The 15087-nt window shown below is 73.2% G+C and carries 11 protein-coding genes; 7 read left to right on the forward strand and 4 right to left on the reverse strand.

Annotated features, from left to right (window positions below; translation table 11 throughout):
* Positions 1–97 precede the first annotated feature (97 nt).
* Positions 98–1432: a Na+/H+ antiporter NhaA gene (gene nhaA, locus FGE12_RS00900; RefSeq protein ID WP_153864310.1), complete on the forward strand. Its 1335-nt coding sequence runs from the start codon at positions 98–100 to the stop codon at positions 1430–1432.
* Between the two features lie 58 nt (positions 1433–1490).
* Positions 1491–3173, forward strand: coding sequence for an AarF/ABC1/UbiB kinase family protein (locus FGE12_RS00905; RefSeq protein ID WP_194797442.1), 1683 nt, complete (start codon positions 1491–1493; stop codon positions 3171–3173).
* A 52-nt stretch (positions 3174–3225) separates the two neighbouring features.
* Here the strand turns inward: FGE12_RS00905 and FGE12_RS00910 are convergent, their stop codons facing one another.
* From FGE12_RS00910 to FGE12_RS00925, 4 genes are all read right to left on the reverse strand, one after another.
* Positions 3226–5055 (reverse strand): S8 family serine peptidase, encoded by a 1830-nt coding sequence (locus FGE12_RS00910; RefSeq protein ID WP_153864312.1) that lies wholly within the window; start codon positions 5053–5055, stop codon positions 3226–3228.
* A gap of 180 nt (positions 5056–5235) precedes the next feature.
* On the reverse strand, positions 5236–8325 hold the full coding sequence (locus FGE12_RS00915) for an efflux RND transporter permease subunit (RefSeq protein ID WP_153864313.1): 3090 nt from the start codon (positions 8323–8325) through the stop codon (positions 5236–5238).
* On the reverse strand, positions 8322–9551 hold the full coding sequence (locus tag FGE12_RS00920; RefSeq protein ID WP_153864314.1) for an efflux RND transporter periplasmic adaptor subunit: 1230 nt from the start codon (positions 9549–9551) through the stop codon (positions 8322–8324). Before FGE12_RS00920 ends, FGE12_RS00915 begins: the two co-directional genes overlap by 4 nt.
* A 4-nt stretch (positions 9552–9555) precedes the next feature.
* Positions 9556–10902 (reverse strand): TolC family protein, encoded by a 1347-nt coding sequence (locus FGE12_RS00925; protein ID WP_153864315.1) that lies wholly within the window; start codon positions 10900–10902, stop codon positions 9556–9558.
* A 201-nt stretch (positions 10903–11103) separates the two neighbouring features.
* Here FGE12_RS00925 and FGE12_RS00930 point away from each other — a divergent pair, with 201 nt between their 5' ends.
* Genes FGE12_RS00930 through FGE12_RS00950 form a run of 5 tightly spaced genes read left to right on the forward strand, consistent with a single transcriptional unit; the run spans position 11104 to position 15043 of the window.
* On the forward strand, positions 11104–11799 hold the full coding sequence (locus tag FGE12_RS00930; protein WP_153864316.1) for an ATP-binding cassette domain-containing protein: 696 nt from the start codon (positions 11104–11106) through the stop codon (positions 11797–11799).
* A complete protein-coding gene (locus FGE12_RS00935; RefSeq protein WP_370458840.1) occupies positions 11796–12572 on the forward strand; it encodes an MlaE family ABC transporter permease in 777 nt (258 codons plus the stop codon). The genes FGE12_RS00930 and FGE12_RS00935 overlap by 4 nt, the downstream gene beginning before the upstream one ends.
* Positions 12569–13312, forward strand: coding sequence for an ABC transporter permease (locus tag FGE12_RS00940; protein ID WP_153864317.1), 744 nt, complete (start codon positions 12569–12571; stop codon positions 13310–13312). The genes FGE12_RS00935 and FGE12_RS00940 overlap by 4 nt, the downstream gene beginning before the upstream one ends.
* Complete coding sequence (locus FGE12_RS00945) at positions 13309–14037, forward strand: ATP-binding cassette domain-containing protein (protein WP_194797443.1); 729 nt, start codon at positions 13309–13311, stop codon at positions 14035–14037. The genes FGE12_RS00940 and FGE12_RS00945 overlap by 4 nt, the downstream gene beginning before the upstream one ends.
* Positions 14030–15043 carry an MlaD family protein gene (locus FGE12_RS00950; protein WP_153864318.1) on the forward strand — a complete coding sequence of 338 codons (1014 nt, stop codon included), beginning with the start codon at positions 14030–14032 and terminating at the stop codon, positions 15041–15043. Before FGE12_RS00945 ends, FGE12_RS00950 begins: the two co-directional genes overlap by 8 nt.
* Positions 15044–15087 lie beyond the last annotated feature (44 nt).

The raw sequence follows: 15087 nt of genomic DNA on the forward strand, positions 1-15087 counted from the left end.
GCGCCCGCCGTGCCCCCGGGCGAAATTACCGTCCCCCTCCGACACGCCCCGTCCGGTTTCGCTTGGCACACCGCCACCCCGCGTGCACTTTCGGGGGATGGCGCTCCCCACCCGCACGCCCACGCCGCTGCCTCCCCTGTTCCGGGCGGTGATCGTGCCGCTCAAGGCCTTCTTCCAGCTCGAGGCGGCGAGCGGCATCCTGCTCGCCGCCTGTGCGCTGGTGGCGATGCTCTGGGCGAACTCGCCCTGGGCCGGGAGCTACGGGCTGCTCTTCGACGCGCCGCTCTCGCTGGGGGTGTACGGCCACGCGGTGGGCTTCACCTTCCGCGAGCTCGTCAACGACGGGCTGATGACGCTGTTCTTCTTCCTGGTGGGGCTGGAGATCAAGCGCGAGCTCGTGGTGGGCGAGCTGCGCACGCTGAGCCGGGCGCTGCTGCCGCTCATCGCCGCGCTGGGCGGGATGCTCTTTCCCGCCGCCATCTACCTGCTCTTCAACGCGGGCACGCCGGCGGCGCGCGGCTGGGCCATCCCCATGGCCACGGACATCGCGTTCAGCATCGGGTGCCTCGCGCTGCTCAAGGGGCGCGTGGGCCACCCGCTGGTGGTGTTCCTCACGGCGCTCGCCATCTTCGACGACATCGGCGGCATCCTGGTGATCGCGCTCTTCTACGGCACCGGGCTGCACGCGGCCTGGCTCCTGGGCGCGCTGGGTGTGGTGGCGCTGCTCTTCGCGGCCAACCGCCTCTACGTGCGCAACGGCATGGTCTACGCGCTGCTGGGCGCGGCGCTCTGGTACTGCATGCACCACGGCGGCGTTCACGCCACCATCGCGGGCGTGGTGCTGGGGATGATGGTGCCCACGCTGCCCACGCGCACCGGGCGCGACGTGCTCGGCGACCTGCGCCGCTACCTCGACCAGTGCCTCCACGAGTCGCAGGACGAGGACGTGCGCAACGAGCAGATCCTCTACATCGAGGAGCGGCTCGAGGACGTGGAGCCGCCGCTCAACCGCTTCCTGCACCTGTGGCACGGCTACGTAGCCTTCGGCATCGTCCCCCTCTTCGCGCTCGCCAACTCGGGCATCTCGCTCGCGGGCATGGGGCTCGCGGAGCTGTTCTCTCCGCTCACGCTCGGGGTCATCGCCGGGCTCTTCGTGGGCAAGCAGCTGGGCATCGCGCTCTTCACCTGGGGCGCGGTGAAGCTGCGCATCTCCCCTGCCCCCAGCGGCTCGCGCCAGGTGCAGATCCACGGGGTCGCAATCGTGGCGGGCATCGGCTTCACGGTGGCGCTGTTCGTCGCCGGGCTCGCCTTCGGGGGCGAGCCCGCGCTGCTGCGGGAGGCGAAGCTGGGCATCCTGCTCGGCTCCCTGCTCTCGGCGCTGGTGGGCTACGCGGTGCTGCGCCTGGTCGGCCCGGGACGCGCCCACTCCTGAGGCCCGCGCGCCTGCAGGCCCTTTGCCCCTGCCCCCCTCCCGTGGGAGGGTGGGCGGCGTGAACCTCCAGGAACTCAACCGGGTGCGGCAGATCGGCGTGATTGCCGCGCGCCATGGCTTCGGGGAGCTGACCGAGCGCGCCGGGGTGTGGCGGATGTTGGGCAAGCGCGAGCGCGTGGAGGTGAGCGCGGACGCCCAGCGCGCCTCCACTGCGCGCCGCTTCCGGATGTTGCTCAACGACCTCGGCCCCACCTTCGTGAAGCTGGGGCAGATCCTCTCCACCCGCGCGGACCTGCTGCCCGCGGAGTTCGTGGAGGAGCTCGCGCACCTGCAGGATGCCGTGGAGCCCTTCCCGCTCGCGCAGGTGCACGAGCAGATCCGCAGCTCGCTGGGCGGAGAGGTGCAGGAGTTCTTCGCCGAGATCGACCCGACCCCCCTGGCCGCGGCCTCCATCGCCCAGGTGCACCGCGCCGTCACGCGCGAGGGCGTGGAGGTGGCGGTGAAGGTGCAGCGCCCGGGCATCGGGGAGCAGATCCGCAGCGACCTCGGGGTGCTGCGCACGCTGGCGCGCCTGCTCGAGGCGACGGTGGAGGAGACGGGCATCTACAGCCCCTCGGGCATCGTGGAGGAGTTCGACCGGGCCATCCACGAGGAGCTGGACTTCCTCAACGAGGCGGCCAACACCCGCGCCTTCTACGAGAACCACCGCGAGCGCCCCTACCTGCGCGTGCCGCAGGTGCACGCGGAGCTCAGCAGCCGCACGGTGCTCACGCTGGAGTTCCTGCGCGGCACCAAGTTCAGCCAGGCGCAGCTCGCCCCCGAGCAGCGCGAGCAGCTGGCCAAGAACATCGTGGACGCGAGCTTCCGCCAGCTCTTCGAGGACGGGCTGTTCCACGGAGACCCCCACCCGGGAAACATCCTGGTGATGGAGGGCGGCGTGCTCGCCCTGCTCGACTACGGCGTGGTGGGGCGGCTGTCCAAGCCCATGCAGGACACCCTGGTGATGCTGTGCATGGCGGTGGCGCTCAAGGACAGCGACTCCGTGGCGCGCATCCTCTACCGGGTGGGCGTGCCGGACGGGCGCGCGAACCTGGTGGGCTTCCGCAACGACATCGACGGGCTGCTCAACTCGCATCTGCCCCGCACGCTCGCCGAGGTGGACGCGCAGACGCTGATGCGCGACCTGCTGGATCTCGCGGTGAAGTACCGCATCCGCATCCCCAAGGAGTACGCGCTGCTCAGCCGCGCCTCGGTGGCCACCGAGGGCATGCTGCGCACGCTCTACCCGGAGCTGGACATCCAGGCGGTGGCGCTGCCGTACGCGAAGGAGCTGCTCGCGGGCCGCTACGACATGGGGCAGCTGCAGGGCGGGCTGATGAAGACGCTCTTGCGCTTCCAGTCGCTCGCGAGCGACCTGCCCACGCAGCTGTCCCAGATCCTGCTGGACATGGAGTCCGGCAAGTTCAGCGTCACGGTGCGCGCGGACCAGTTCGACAAGCTCAACGCGAACCTGCGCGCCGCCGCGGTCATCGCCTTCCTGGGGCTGTGCGCGTGCGGCTTCATCGTGGGCGCGTTCATCTCCTTCGCCCAGAAGCCCTGGCTCTACGGCGGGGTGCCGGTGCTGGGCGTGGTGGCGATCGCGCTCGCGGCGATGCTCTTCGGCGCCGCCTTCACCTGGTACCTGTTCGGCGCGCGCTTCGGCAAGGTGCGGGTGAGCCGCTTCCTCAAACCCCGGCGCTGAAAGGGGCTCGCCGCACGCGCCCTCAGGCGGCGCGGCGAGCCCGGAGCCCCCGCTACGGAGGGGGGATGTTGCACGCCTGCGCGATGGTGCCGTTCGCGTTGAGCGCGTCGATGGCCGCCTTCGCCTGCACCAGGCCGTAGCCGTAGGTGGAGTCGTAGCCGTCGTCCCCGAGGTCCTTCGCGGTGCGCTGCATGAGGCAGCGCACCTGGTCCGCCTTGAGGCTGGGGCGCGCGCTCCACACCAGCGCGGCCACGGCGGAGGCGTGCGGGGTGGCCATGGAGGTGCCCTGCTGCACGGCGTAGTCGGAGCCGGCGACGGCGAGCGTCACGTCGCGGCCGAAGCGCGTCTTGATGTCCGCGGCGGCCACCGTGGTGACGGCGACGCTGGGCACCCACTGCGAGCGCTCGGTGTTGAGCGTGAACGCGAGCGCGTTGTCGTCCTCGGGCTTGCTGTTGCCGAAGATGATCGCCTTGGCGCCCTGCTTGATGGCGTTCTCCGCCTTCGTCTCGAAGGTGACGTCCCCGCCGCGGTCCATGTAGGCCACGAAGCCCGAGCAGGTGGCGCGATCGCCGCACGAGGTGTCCGTGCCGCCGAGGCCGCAGTTGACGAGCTGGCCGCTGTAGCTGCCGAGCGGGGCGAGCTCCACGCCCTCCCCTTCGAAGTTCTGGCCGCCCACGGTGAACTGCTCGGTGAAGACGGTGCCGCGCCCGCGGATCATCGTGGACTGCACGCCGGTGCCCGGCGCCATGAAGCTGCCCGCCTTGATGATGACGGTGCCGCCGTCGTTGGTCGGGAAGTGCTGCGAGAAGCTCGCCACGCCGCCGTCCGGGAGCACGGCGCCCACCGCGTTCACCGAGCTGTAGCCCGCCGGGTAGCCCAGCAGCTTGTCGGCGCCCGAGTTGCCCGAGGCGGCGAAGGCGAGCACGCCCGCGTCCCGCGCGTCGTTGAAGGCCGTGCGCTCCTCGTCGATCGCTGCGTCGGAGCCGAGCGAGAGGCTGATGATCTGCGCGCCCTCCTTCGTGCACCAGTTCACCGCGTCGATCACGTCCGAGGTGCTGCCCGAGCCGTCGATGCCGAGGGCGCGCGCGATGAGCAGCTGCACGCCCGGCGCCACGCCGATCACCCCGTTGGGGTCCAGCGTCGCATCCCGGGGGTTCACCTTGGCGCCGTTGGCGAACTGCGCCGCGATGGTGCCGGCCACGTGCGTGCCGTGGCCGCCGCCGACGTTCCCGTTGGTCTCGTCGCTGGGGTCGTCACTGGGCCCCGCGTCCGGCAGGCGATCCACGAAGTCCGCCCCCTTGAGGTAGGGGATGGTCAGCTCCGGGTGGGTGCGATCGATGCCGCTGTCGATGACGCAGACCTTGATGCCCGCGCCGGTGGGGGCGCCCACGTCCAGGATGCCGTCGCCGTTCGCGTCCCACACGTCCGAGGCCTGCACCATCCGGACCCCGCGCGTCTCCTCGCCCGCGCTGCCGGCGGACGCCGGCGCCGCCTTGAGCACGGACACGGGCGGCAGCGCGTTCCAGCCGAGGGCGTAGACCTTGCGGTCCGGAGAGATCTGCTCCACGTCCGGGTTGCGCGCGAGCGCGGCGAGCTCGGCGGGCGTGAGGCGCGCGGCCACCGTGCGCAGCCGGGGGAAGGTGAGCTTCACCTTGCCGCCCAGGGCCGTGACCTTGCTCGCGTCCGCGGCCCGGCCCTCCTTGAAGCGCACCAGCACCGGCTCGCGGCCCTCCTCGTCCGAGGGCCGGGTGGACCGCAGCTGCTGCTGGGCGCTGCCCACGCTGGCGCTGAAGTCCACGCAAGAGCCCGCGTCCGGTGCGCTCGCCTCGTTGTTGTTGCAGCCCACCAGCGTCAGCACCGCACACAGCGCCAGTCGCTTCATTCGTCGGATCTCCGTTGTGGCTCCGCCCGTAGCTCCGTCCTTCCGGGACCACCCGCCGGGCGCGCGCAGTGCGGGCATTCAAGCACGGCGCGCCCCCCCGAGCCCACCCCTTCCGCGCGGTGCTGTCTCCTCGGGGACCAGGCGGCCGCGGGGTGTCCGAAATGCCCTAGCACCCGCGCCCTAGCCCTCTGCAGGGTGCGCGGCCTCCGTACCGCCCTTGCGCGCGGCGCGGGTGGCGAGCCGGGTCTTCGCCCGATCCGCCACGACGTAGAAGGCAGGCACCACCAGCAGGCTGAGCACGGTGGAGACCGAGAGCCCGCCGAGCACCGCGACCGCCATGGGCGCGCGCGTCTCGCTGCCGGCGCCCAGGCCCAGCGCCGCGGGCACGGCGGCCATCATGGTGGCGACCGACGTCATCATGATGGGGCGCAGGCGCGTGGGGCCGGCGCGCAGCATCGCGCCGTGCGCATCGAGCCCCTCCTCGCGCGCCTGGGTGGCGTAGTCCACGAGGATGATCGAGTTCTTCTTCACGATGCCCATCAAGAGCAGCAGGCCGATCATGCTGAAGATGTTGAGCGAGGTGCCGGTGGCCCACAGCGCGAAGCCCGCACCGGCCACCGAGAGCGGCAGGATGGTGAGCACCGTGACGGGGTGGAGGAACGAGTTGAACTGCGAGGCGAGCACCATGTAGGCGACGAGGATGCCGAGGCCCAGCGCGAAGAGCAGGCTGCTCATGGACTCGCGGAAGGCCACGCTCGCGCCGCCCAGCACCAGGCGGGTGCCCTCGGGGAGATCCTTGCCCAGCGCCTCCACGGAGGCCAGGGCCTCGGCCTGGTTCGCTCCCGGCGCCACGTTGGCGAAGATGCTGATCGCGCGCTCGCGGTCCATGCGCGTGATCGCCTGCAGCGCGGGGCGCTCCTCCTGCGTCACCAGGGCGCTGAGCGGCACCAGGCTGCCGTCGCGCGCGCGGACCTTGAGCGCGGCCAGGTCCTCGGGCCGCGAGCGCTGGCCGGCGAGCAGGCGCATGCGCACGTCGATGCGGCGCCCGCCGGTGCTGTACTTGCCCACCCGGATGCCGCCGACGAGGGCGTTGATGGTGGTGGCCACCGTCTCCACGGAGATGCCCAGGTCGGCGGCGCGCGCGCGGTCCGGGGTGATGCGCAGCTCGGGCATGCCGATCTGGTAGTCGGAGTCCACGTCCACCACCTTGCCGCTCTGCTGCAGCTTGCTCTTGAGCTCGGTGCTGGCCTCCACCAGCCCCGGCCAGTCCGCGCCGCGCACGCTGAACTCCACCGGGTAGCCGCGCTGCGCGGTGAAGCCGCTCTGCGAGGGGTCCTGCACCGAGGCGCGCAGGCCCGGGTAGCTGTTGAGCTCCTTGCGCAGGAGCTGCTGGAACTCCGCCTGGCTCATGCGCTGCTCGGGCGGCACCAGCGTCATCATGATGAAGCCGCCGTTCACGCCGCCGCCTCCGCCGCCGCCCGTGACGGCGAAGGTGCGCGCCACCTCGGGGCGGCTCGCGATGAAGGCGTCCGCGCGGCGCATCAGCGCGTCCGTCTCCTCGAGGCTCGAGCCCACGGCGGTCTGCAGGCGCACGGTGAGCCGGCTCTGGTCCTGGCTGGGCACGAACTCGCTGGGCAGCGCCTTGAACGCGAGCCCCGCGGCGAGCGTGAGCACGAGGCCCGCCGCGAGCACGCGCCAGGGGCGCGCGAGGCCCCAGGCGAGAGCGCGCGCGTAGGTGCGCTCCAGGCGCTCGAAGCCGCGGTCCACCGCGAGCCCCACCCGGCCGCGGTGCTCGCGCGAGGTCTTCACCAGCTGGGCGCAGCGCGCCGGCGCCAGCGTGATGGCCTCCAGGTAGCTCAGGAGCACCGCCACGCACAGCGTGACGCCGAACTGGAGGAAGAACTTGCCGATGACCCCCTTCATGAAGACGACGGGCAGGAAGATGGCGCACACGGCGAGCGTGGCGGCGAGCGCCGCGAAGGTGATCTCGCCCGTACCCTCGCGCGCCGCGCGCACGCGGTCCTTCCCCATCTCCGAGTGCCGGTAGATGTTCTCCAGCACCATGATGGCGTCGTCCACGACGATGCCCACGGCGAGCGCGAGCCCCAAGAGCGTGAACGTGTTGAGGGTGAAGCCGAGGAAGTAGATGACCGCCACCGTGCCCAGGAGCGACATGGGGATGGCGAGCACCACGTTGAGCGTGCTGGAGAAGGAACCCAGGAACAGCCAGCACACGAGCGCCGTGAGGAGACAGGCGAGCAGCAGCTCGAACTCGATCTCGTGCACGCTCTCCTTGATGAACTGGGTGGAGTCGAAGTTGATGCCGATCTCCATCCCCTCGGGCGCCGTCTTCTGCAGCTCGGCAATCTGCGCCTTGATGCCCTCGGCCACGGCCACCGCGTTCGCCCCGCGCTGCTTCTTCACGCCCAGGCCCTGCGCCGGCTGCCCGTTGGCGCGCGAGATGCGGCGCTGGTCCTCGAAGCCGTCCTCCACCAGGGCCACGTCCGAGAGGTACACGGGCTGCCCGTCCACGTTGCGGATGACGATGTTGCGCAGGGTGCCGAGGTCCAGCGCCTCGCCCATCACGCGCACGTTGACCTCGCGCCCTTCCGTCTCGATGCGGCCCGCCGGGAGCTCCACGTGCTCGCGCTGCAGCGCCTGCGTCACGTCCGTGACGGTGAGCGCCTTGGCGTCCAGCTTCTGCGCGTCCACCCAGATGCGCACGTTGCGCTCGAGCGAGCCGCCCAGCTGGATCTCCCCCACCCCGGGCACCGTCTGCAGCTTCTCCTTCACCCGGTAGCGGGTGAAGTCCGCGATCACCTGCTGGCTGAAGGGGCCGTTGACGCCCAGCCACATGATGGGCTGGTCCTCGGGATTGCTCTTGGAGATGACGGGCGGGTCCGCGTCCTGCGGGAGCCGGCGCTGCACCTGGCTCACCTTGGCCTGCACGTCCTGCAGCGCGAGGTCCACGTTGCGCGAGAGATCCAGCTCCACCGTGATGGAGCCGGAGCCCTGGCGCGCGGAGGACGTGATGCTCTTCACGCCCTCCACCTGCACCACGGCCTCCTCGATCTGCTCGACGAGATCGTTCTCCACCGCCTCCGGCGAGGCGCCCTCCCAGCTGACGCTGATGTTGATGGTGGGGAAGTCGATGTCCGGGAACTGGCTGATGCCGATGCGCTGGGCGGCCACCAGTCCGAAGACGATGGTCGCGCCCATCAGCATCCAGGCGAAGACCGGGCGCTTGATGCAGGTCTCGGTGATGTTCATCGCGCTGCGCCTCCTCCGGCATCCCGGCCGCCGGCGCCCTGCGCCTCCGGCTCCGTGCCCGGCTCGCCGCGCACGGGCGTCTTCGGGGCGGCGCTGATGCGCACCGGCGCCCCCTCGCGCAGCGCCTCCGCGCCACGCACCACCAGCTGCTCGCCCACCTTCAGGCCCTGGCGCACCTCCACCAGGCCTCCCGTGGTGCGCAGGCCCAGCTCCACCACGCGCTCGTGCGCCTTGCCCCCCTCCACCACGTAGGCGAGGAAGCCGCGCTCGCTGGGGCGCACCGCGGTCTGCGGGATGACGGGCGCGTTGCTCGCGCTGCCCACCGGCACCGTCACCGTGGCGAAGGCGCCGGGGCGAAGCTGCCGCGCGCCCTCGCCCGTCACCTCGCCCGTCACCGCCACCATGCGGCTGTTCGGGTCCGCGCTCGCCGCCACGTAGGTGAGCTTCGCGCTGAAGGTGTCGGCCGCGTCGCGCGTGGTGAAGCGCGCGGTGAGGCCGGGCTTGAGCCGCGCGGCCTCGCCCTCCGGCACGGTGAAGCGCAAGAGCAGCGGGTCTCGCTGCAGGAGCGTGGCGAGCACCGTGCCGGGCTGCACGTACTGGCCGGTCTGCACGTTGCGGCTCTGCAGGGTGCCGTCCATGGGCGCGCGCACGTAGGCGTCGCGCAGGTTGAGCTCGGCCTGGTCGAGCGCGGCCTTCGCGGCGCTCACCTGGGCCGCGGCCGAGCGCGCGCGGGTGCGGAAGCTCTCGATCTCCTCGGCCGGCAGGAGGCCCGGGCTCTTCTGGTTCACCGCCTCGCGGCGCGCGAAGCCCGCCTCCGCGTCCGCCTGCTCGGCGCGCGCGCGCTCCACCGCGGCCTTCGCGGAGGTGACGGCGAGCGCATAGCGGCTGGGCTCGATCTCGGCGAGCACCGTGCCCTTCTTCACGTCCTCGCCCTCGCGAAAGCGCACCCGGTCCAGCGCGCCCGCCACCCGCGCGGTGATCTGCACGCGCTCGAAGGCCTCCACCGCGCCCACCGCGTGGATCGCGTACTCCACGTCCTGCGCCTGCACCGGCGCGACCTCGACCGGGAACTGCATCGCGCCGCGGCCACCGCCGGGGCCCCCGCCGCCCTTGCCCTTGCCGGCGGCAGGGCCTGCGCCCTCCTCCTGCCCCTTGTTGCAGGCACCCAGCGCACCCACGGCGCCGAGCGAGAGGGCCACCCACAGGACTGCCTTCACCGGTCTCATCTCTTCAAGGCTCCTTGCCCAACGCATCCAGCCCCTGCGCCGCCCGCAGATCCAGCAGCGCGAGCCCCAGCCCGAAGCGCGCCCGCGCAAGCGCGACCTCCGCCTCGAAGAGCCGCAGGTTCGCATCCGACACCGCGAGCGCCGAGGCCAGCCCCTGGCGGTACAGCTCTCCCGTCTCGTCCACGTTGCGCCGCGCCACCTTCGCCGCGAGCTCGCCCTGCTTCAGGCTCGCGCGCGCCCGGGTGAGCCCGACCTGCGCCTGCGAGAGATCCACCTTCACGCGCCGCAGGCTCGCATCGAGCTCCAGGCGGCTCGCGCGCGCGAGGGCCGCGCGCTCGCGGCGCTCGGCGTAGCGCTCGCCCCCGTCGAAGAGCGTCCAGGTGAGATCCAGGCTGACGAAGCCGTCGGTGTGCGCCGCGTTGCCGCCGATGGCGTCCTCGGACCAGCGGTACTGCCCGGAGAAGCCGAGCGAGGGCAGCAGGCGCGCGAGCGGCTCCTGCGCGTTGGCCTTCAGCGCCTCCATGCGCCAGCGCAGCGCCGCGAGATCCGGCCGCCGGTCCACCGCGTCCTGCACCTGCCCAGCCACGTCTGCGCCCGCGGGAGCGGCCTGCGCGGCCTCGAGCAGCGCCACCGGCTCGGCAAGCGCGCCCTGCGGCGGCGCGACGAGCAGGTAGCCCAGCTCGAGCACGCTCTGGTCCGCGGAGCCCCCGGCGTCCGCGGCCTCCACCTCGGCGCTGGCCACCTCGAGCTCCGCCCGGGTGACGTCGTTGGTGCTCGCCAGGCCGCCTTCCGCGCGGGCGCGCGCGTCCGCGAGGCTCTTCTGCGCGAAGGTGAGCCGCTGCTGCGCGGCGCCCTGCACCTGCTGCGCATTGAGGGTGGCGAGGAAGGCATCCGCGGCCTCGAAGCCGATGAGCCTGCGGGCCTCGCGCGCCTCGAGGTCCGCCGCGCGGCTGTCCAGCTTCGCCGCGCGGTAGAGGGGAAAGCCGCGCGCATCGAACAGGGTCATCCGGGCGCTGGCGGCGCTGGAGAGGGCGCTCGCGGCCTGGGTCACCTGCGGCTCGCCGTTCACCACGCGGGTGGTCTCGCGCAGGCGGCGCGTGTAGGTGCCGGTGAGCGCGAGCTCGGGGAAGAAGAAGGCGCGGGCGCGGCTCACCCGGGCGCCCGCGGCCTGCGCCCGCTCGCCCGCGGCGAGGGAGCGCTCGTTGCGCTCCTGCGCGAGCGACACCGCCTGCTCGAGCGTGAGCGGGGCGCCGGGCGCGGCCGCGCGGGCCTCCTGGGCGAGCGCACCGGCGGAGCCCGCGAGGGCGCAGGCCAGCGCGAGGGCGGAGGGCAGACGGGAGGGATGGAGCATGGGCAGAGGCAGGGTCACGGCGGGGCGGCGCCCGGCGCGCCATATAGACGGGTCAGAGGTGCTGGGCTACCGCATTACCAGCAACAGCGCGGCGCCGGTCCCCGTATCGGGCTCAAGGTGAAAAAGTCGCAGCACGGCGACGCCGGGCGCCCCAGAATGCGAGCCCGATGGATTTATTCCGCACAGGCGGGGCCTAGGGCCATGGATCTGCGCGCGACAGAGGTGGAGGTCCTACACGCGGGGCGACGTTCGCTCGCCGGCGTGAGCACGGCCTTCGCCCCGGGGAGCCGGGCGCTGGTGCTGGGGCGCGCGGGCGCGGGCAAGACGCTGCTGCTGAAGGCGCTGGCGGGCCTGGTGCGCCCCTCGCGCGGGGCGGTGCGCTGGGACGGCGCAGACGTGGCGCAGATGGGGCCGGCCGAGCGGCGTGAGCGCCAGGCGGGCTTCGGCTTCGTGTTCCAGACGGACGCGCTCTTCGACTCGATGAGCGTGCTGGACAACGTGCTGCTGCCCCTGCGCCGCCGCCGCGTCCCCGAGGCGCAGGCGCTCGCGCGCGGGCTGCAGGTGCTCGAGGCGGTGCGCCTGTCGCACGCGGCGCAGACGCTGCCGGAGCTGCTCTCGGGCGGCATGCGCAAGCGCGCGGGGCTCGCGCGCGCGCTCGCGGCGAGCCCCTCGGTGCTGCTCGCGGACGATCCCTTCGCCGGGCTGGACCCGGGCACTGCGCGCCAGGTCGCCTCCGTGCTGCTCGAGGTCGCGGGCAGCAGCACCCTGCTGGTGGCCGCGCCCGAGCCTCCGCCGGAGCTGCCCTTCGAGCGCTGGCTGGTGCTGCGCGGCGGAGAGCTGGTACACGACGGCCCACCGGCGCCGGCCCGGCTCGAGGAAGTGGAGGCAGAACCGTGAGGCGCGCGCTGGGCAGGGTGGGCACGCAGGCGCTGCTGGGCGCGCAGGCCGCGGGAGCGCTCGCGGTGGTGGCGGCGCGCACGGTGCTCGCGCTGCCGCGCCTCGAGCGCCGCGAGCTCGCGCGGGGGCTCGTGGACTTCGGCCACGGCTCGCTGGGGCTCACGCTGGTGACGGCGGCCATCGCGGGGGCCACGGTGGTGGCCCAGACGGGGCTGTACGTGCAGCGCTTCGGCACCCGCAGCATCCTCGGGTGGGCCGCGGGCTACGCGGTGCTCTGGGAGTTCGGCCCGCTGCTGCTGGGGCTGCTGATGGCGGCGCGGCTGGGGGCACGCAACGCGGCGGAGCTCGCGTCGCTCTCCACCGGCGGGCAGCTGGAGGGCCTGCGCGGCATCTCGCTGGATCCCTTCGCGCTGCTGGTGGCCCCGCGCGTCGTCGCCATGGGGGTGAGCGTGACGGCGCTCAGCGCGCTGGCCTTCCTGGTCTCGGTGCTCTTCGAGTCGATGGCGGCCCGGCTGCTGCTGGGGCTGCCCCTGCGCAGCTTCTTCCAGAGCTTCGCGGACATGCTGCGCCCGGTGGACCTGCTGGGCGGGGTGCTGAAGGCGGCGAGCTTCGGGCTCGCGATCGCGCTGGTGTCCACCGCGGTGGGGCTGCGCGCGCGCGGCGGGGCGCGCGCGGTGGGCCAGGCCGCGGCGAGCGCGGTGGTGCTCAGCTGCGCGGCCATCTTCCTGCTCGACTTCCTCCTCACGCTCGCGCTGGCGGGGCTCGCGGGATGAACCTCCTGCGCCAGGCGGGCTCCCCTGCCCTGCTGCTGCTGCGCACCGTGCGGGCCGCCGCGCGCGAGGGCGTGTCCGCGCGCGAGTGCCTGCGCCAGCTGCACGAGGTGGGCAGCCGCAGCGCGTGGCTGGTGGTGAGCGGCATGGCCTTCTTCGGCGCGGTGCTCATCACCATCGCCAACGGCCAGGCGCGCCGCTTCACCGGCAACCTCGTCATCCTCGGCCCCGCGTACTTCGAGCTGATGGTGCGCGAGTTCGGCCCCGTGGTGTCCGCGCTGCTCACGGCGGCGCGCGCGGGCGCCTCGCACGGGGCGGAGCTCTCCACCATGAGCATCCAGGAGCAGGTGGAGGCGCTGGAGATGTCCGCGGGAGATCCGCTCGCGGACCTGGTGGCGCCGCGCGCCATCGCGGGCGCGCTGGGGGTGCCGCTGCTGTGCATCGTGGGGACCATGGCCGCGTGCACCTCGGCGGTGCTCACGGCCACCTGGGCCTTCGGCGTGGACGGGATGGCCTTCGTGGACCCGCGCTTCGTGGACGGGTGGGACGTGCTCGCGGCGCTGCTCAAGTCGGTGGGCTGCGGGCTCTTCATCCCGGTGGCGGCGGCGAGCGCGGGGCTGCGCGCGCGCGGCGGCGTGGAGGCGGTGGGCGAGGCCACCACGCGCGCGGTGGTGGCCGCGTGCATCGGGTGCCTCTTCATCGACTTCGGCGTGGCGCTCGCGTTCCTGCTGGGGGGCGTGTGAGCGCCCTGCTCTTTCGCGGCGTCACCAAGGCCTTCGTCCCCGGGCGCCCCGTGCTCAGCGGGCTCAGCGCGGACGTGTCCACCCGCGACGTCACCTTCGTGGCGGGCGCGAGCGGCTCGGGCAAGAGCGTGCTGTGCCGGCTCGCGGCGGGGCTCTTGCGCCCGGACGCCGGCGAGGTGGAGCTGTTCGGTGAGCCCGTGCACCGGCTGCCCGAGCGCGCGCTGCGCCGGCTGCGCCAGCGCGCGCCCTACCTCGTGCAGGGCCCGGCGCTGCTGGACTGGCGCACGCTGAGCGAGAACGCGGCGCTGGCGGACCGCCGCGCGAGCCCCGAGCGCGTGCAGGAGGCGCTCGGGCGCGTGGGGCTGCGGGAGCTCGGAGACCGGCTGCCCTCGCAGGTGGGCCCGGGCGCCAAGAAGCGCACGGCGATCGCGCGGGCGCTGGTGCTCGCGCCCGAGTACCTGCTGATGGACGAGCCCACCACGGGGCTGGACCGGGTGGCCACCGCCCAGGTGGAGGAGGTGCTGCACGGCCTCAAGCGCTCGGGGCTGGGGGCGCTGGTGGTGTCGCACGACTACCGGCTGCTCACGGCGCTCGCCGACCGCGTGCTGGTGGTGGCCGAAGGCCGCAATGCGTTCAGCGGCACGCCCGCCGAGTTCCTGGCATCTTCCCTTCCCGAGGTGCGCGCCCTGACCGCGCCCTATCTGGAGACGGCAGCAGATGGATGAGCGTCGGTTGGAGATCAAGGTGGGCGCGCTGGTGGTCGCGGCGCTCGCCGGCGTGTTCGGGCTGCTGTACCTGATGGGCGAGCTGTCCCTGTCCTCGGGCGGCGCGCTCAAGGTGGACTTCTCGCACACGGGCAACGTGGTGAAGGGGGCGCCGGTGAAGCTGGGCGGCGTGGCGGTGGGGCGCGTGGAGGAGATCCGCCTGCTGCCGGACCGCCGCGACCCTGCAGGCAACCCTCTGCCCGTACAGATGGCCCTCAGCGTCTCTCCCGAGGCCCTCGCCGCGCTGCGCTCGGACGTGCGCGTGACGGTGGCCACGGTGGGCCTGCTGGGCGAGCCCTACCTCGAGCTCACCCCGGGCTCCGCGCGCGCCGCGCCCCTTCCGGCGGAGGCCGTGGTGCGCGGCACGGACGCGCCGCGCCTGGACGTGGTGGCGCTGCAGCTCTCCTCCTTCCTGGACGCCGCGAGCAGCGCCCTCGCCAAGGATCCCGAGGGGCTGATGGGGCTCGCGAGCAACGTGAGCAACCTGGCGCGGCGCCTCAACGAGATGCTGGGCCAGAACGACGCGGACGTGCGCACCCTGGTGAGCGAGCTGTCCGCCGCCTCCAAGGACCTGCGCGTGCTCGCCCACGACGCGCGCGTGGCGATGCACCCGGGCGGCTCCGGGGCGCGCCTCCTCGACGACGCGGCCGCGGTCGCGAGCGTGGCCAAGCGCGACCTGCCTGGCATCTCCGCGTCCGCTGGCCGCACGCTCAACGGGCTCGCCAACATCACCGGGGGCCTCACGCCCGAGGACGGCGAGCGCGTGCGCGCCGCCCTCCAGAGCTACACGGCCGCCGGGGCACACCTGGAGCAGGTGGCGGCCCGCGCCGATCGCCTCCTCGCGCGCATGGAGGCCGGCGAGGGGACGCTGGGCGCCCTGCAGAAGGATCCGCAGCTCTACGAGGAGCTCAAGGCCCTGGTCACGGATCTGCGCAAGCACCCGTGGAAGGTGCTCTGGAAGGACTGAGGCGCACCATTTCGGAGCAGCCGTCCCGCGCCACTTCGGATCAC

Source organism: Aggregicoccus sp. 17bor-14 (genome assembly GCF_009659535.1).
Classification (GTDB): Bacteria; Myxococcota; Myxococcia; order Myxococcales; family Myxococcaceae; genus Aggregicoccus.

Excerpts from the sequence above, each read along its gene's own strand:
- nhaA (WP_153864310.1), top strand. The coding sequence starts at position 98 with ATGGCGCTCCCCACCCGCACGCCCACGCCGCTGCCTCCCCTGTTCCGG.
- FGE12_RS00925 (WP_153864315.1), bottom strand. The coding sequence starts at position 10,902 with ATGCTCCATCCCTCCCGTCTGCCCTCCGCCCTCGCGCTGGCCTGCGCC.
- FGE12_RS00910 (WP_153864312.1), bottom strand. The coding sequence starts at position 5,055 with ATGAAGCGACTGGCGCTGTGTGCGGTGCTGACGCTGGTGGGCTGCAAC.
- FGE12_RS00920 (WP_153864314.1), bottom strand. The coding sequence starts at position 9,551 with ATGAGACCGGTGAAGGCAGTCCTGTGGGTGGCCCTCTCGCTCGGCGCC.
- FGE12_RS00915 (WP_153864313.1), bottom strand. The coding sequence starts at position 8,325 with ATGAACATCACCGAGACCTGCATCAAGCGCCCGGTCTTCGCCTGGATG.
- FGE12_RS00940 (WP_153864317.1), top strand. The coding sequence starts at position 12,569 with ATGAACCTCCTGCGCCAGGCGGGCTCCCCTGCCCTGCTGCTGCTGCGC.
- FGE12_RS00950 (WP_153864318.1), top strand. The coding sequence starts at position 14,030 with ATGGATGAGCGTCGGTTGGAGATCAAGGTGGGCGCGCTGGTGGTCGCG.
- FGE12_RS00930 (WP_153864316.1), top strand. The coding sequence starts at position 11,104 with ATGGATCTGCGCGCGACAGAGGTGGAGGTCCTACACGCGGGGCGACGT.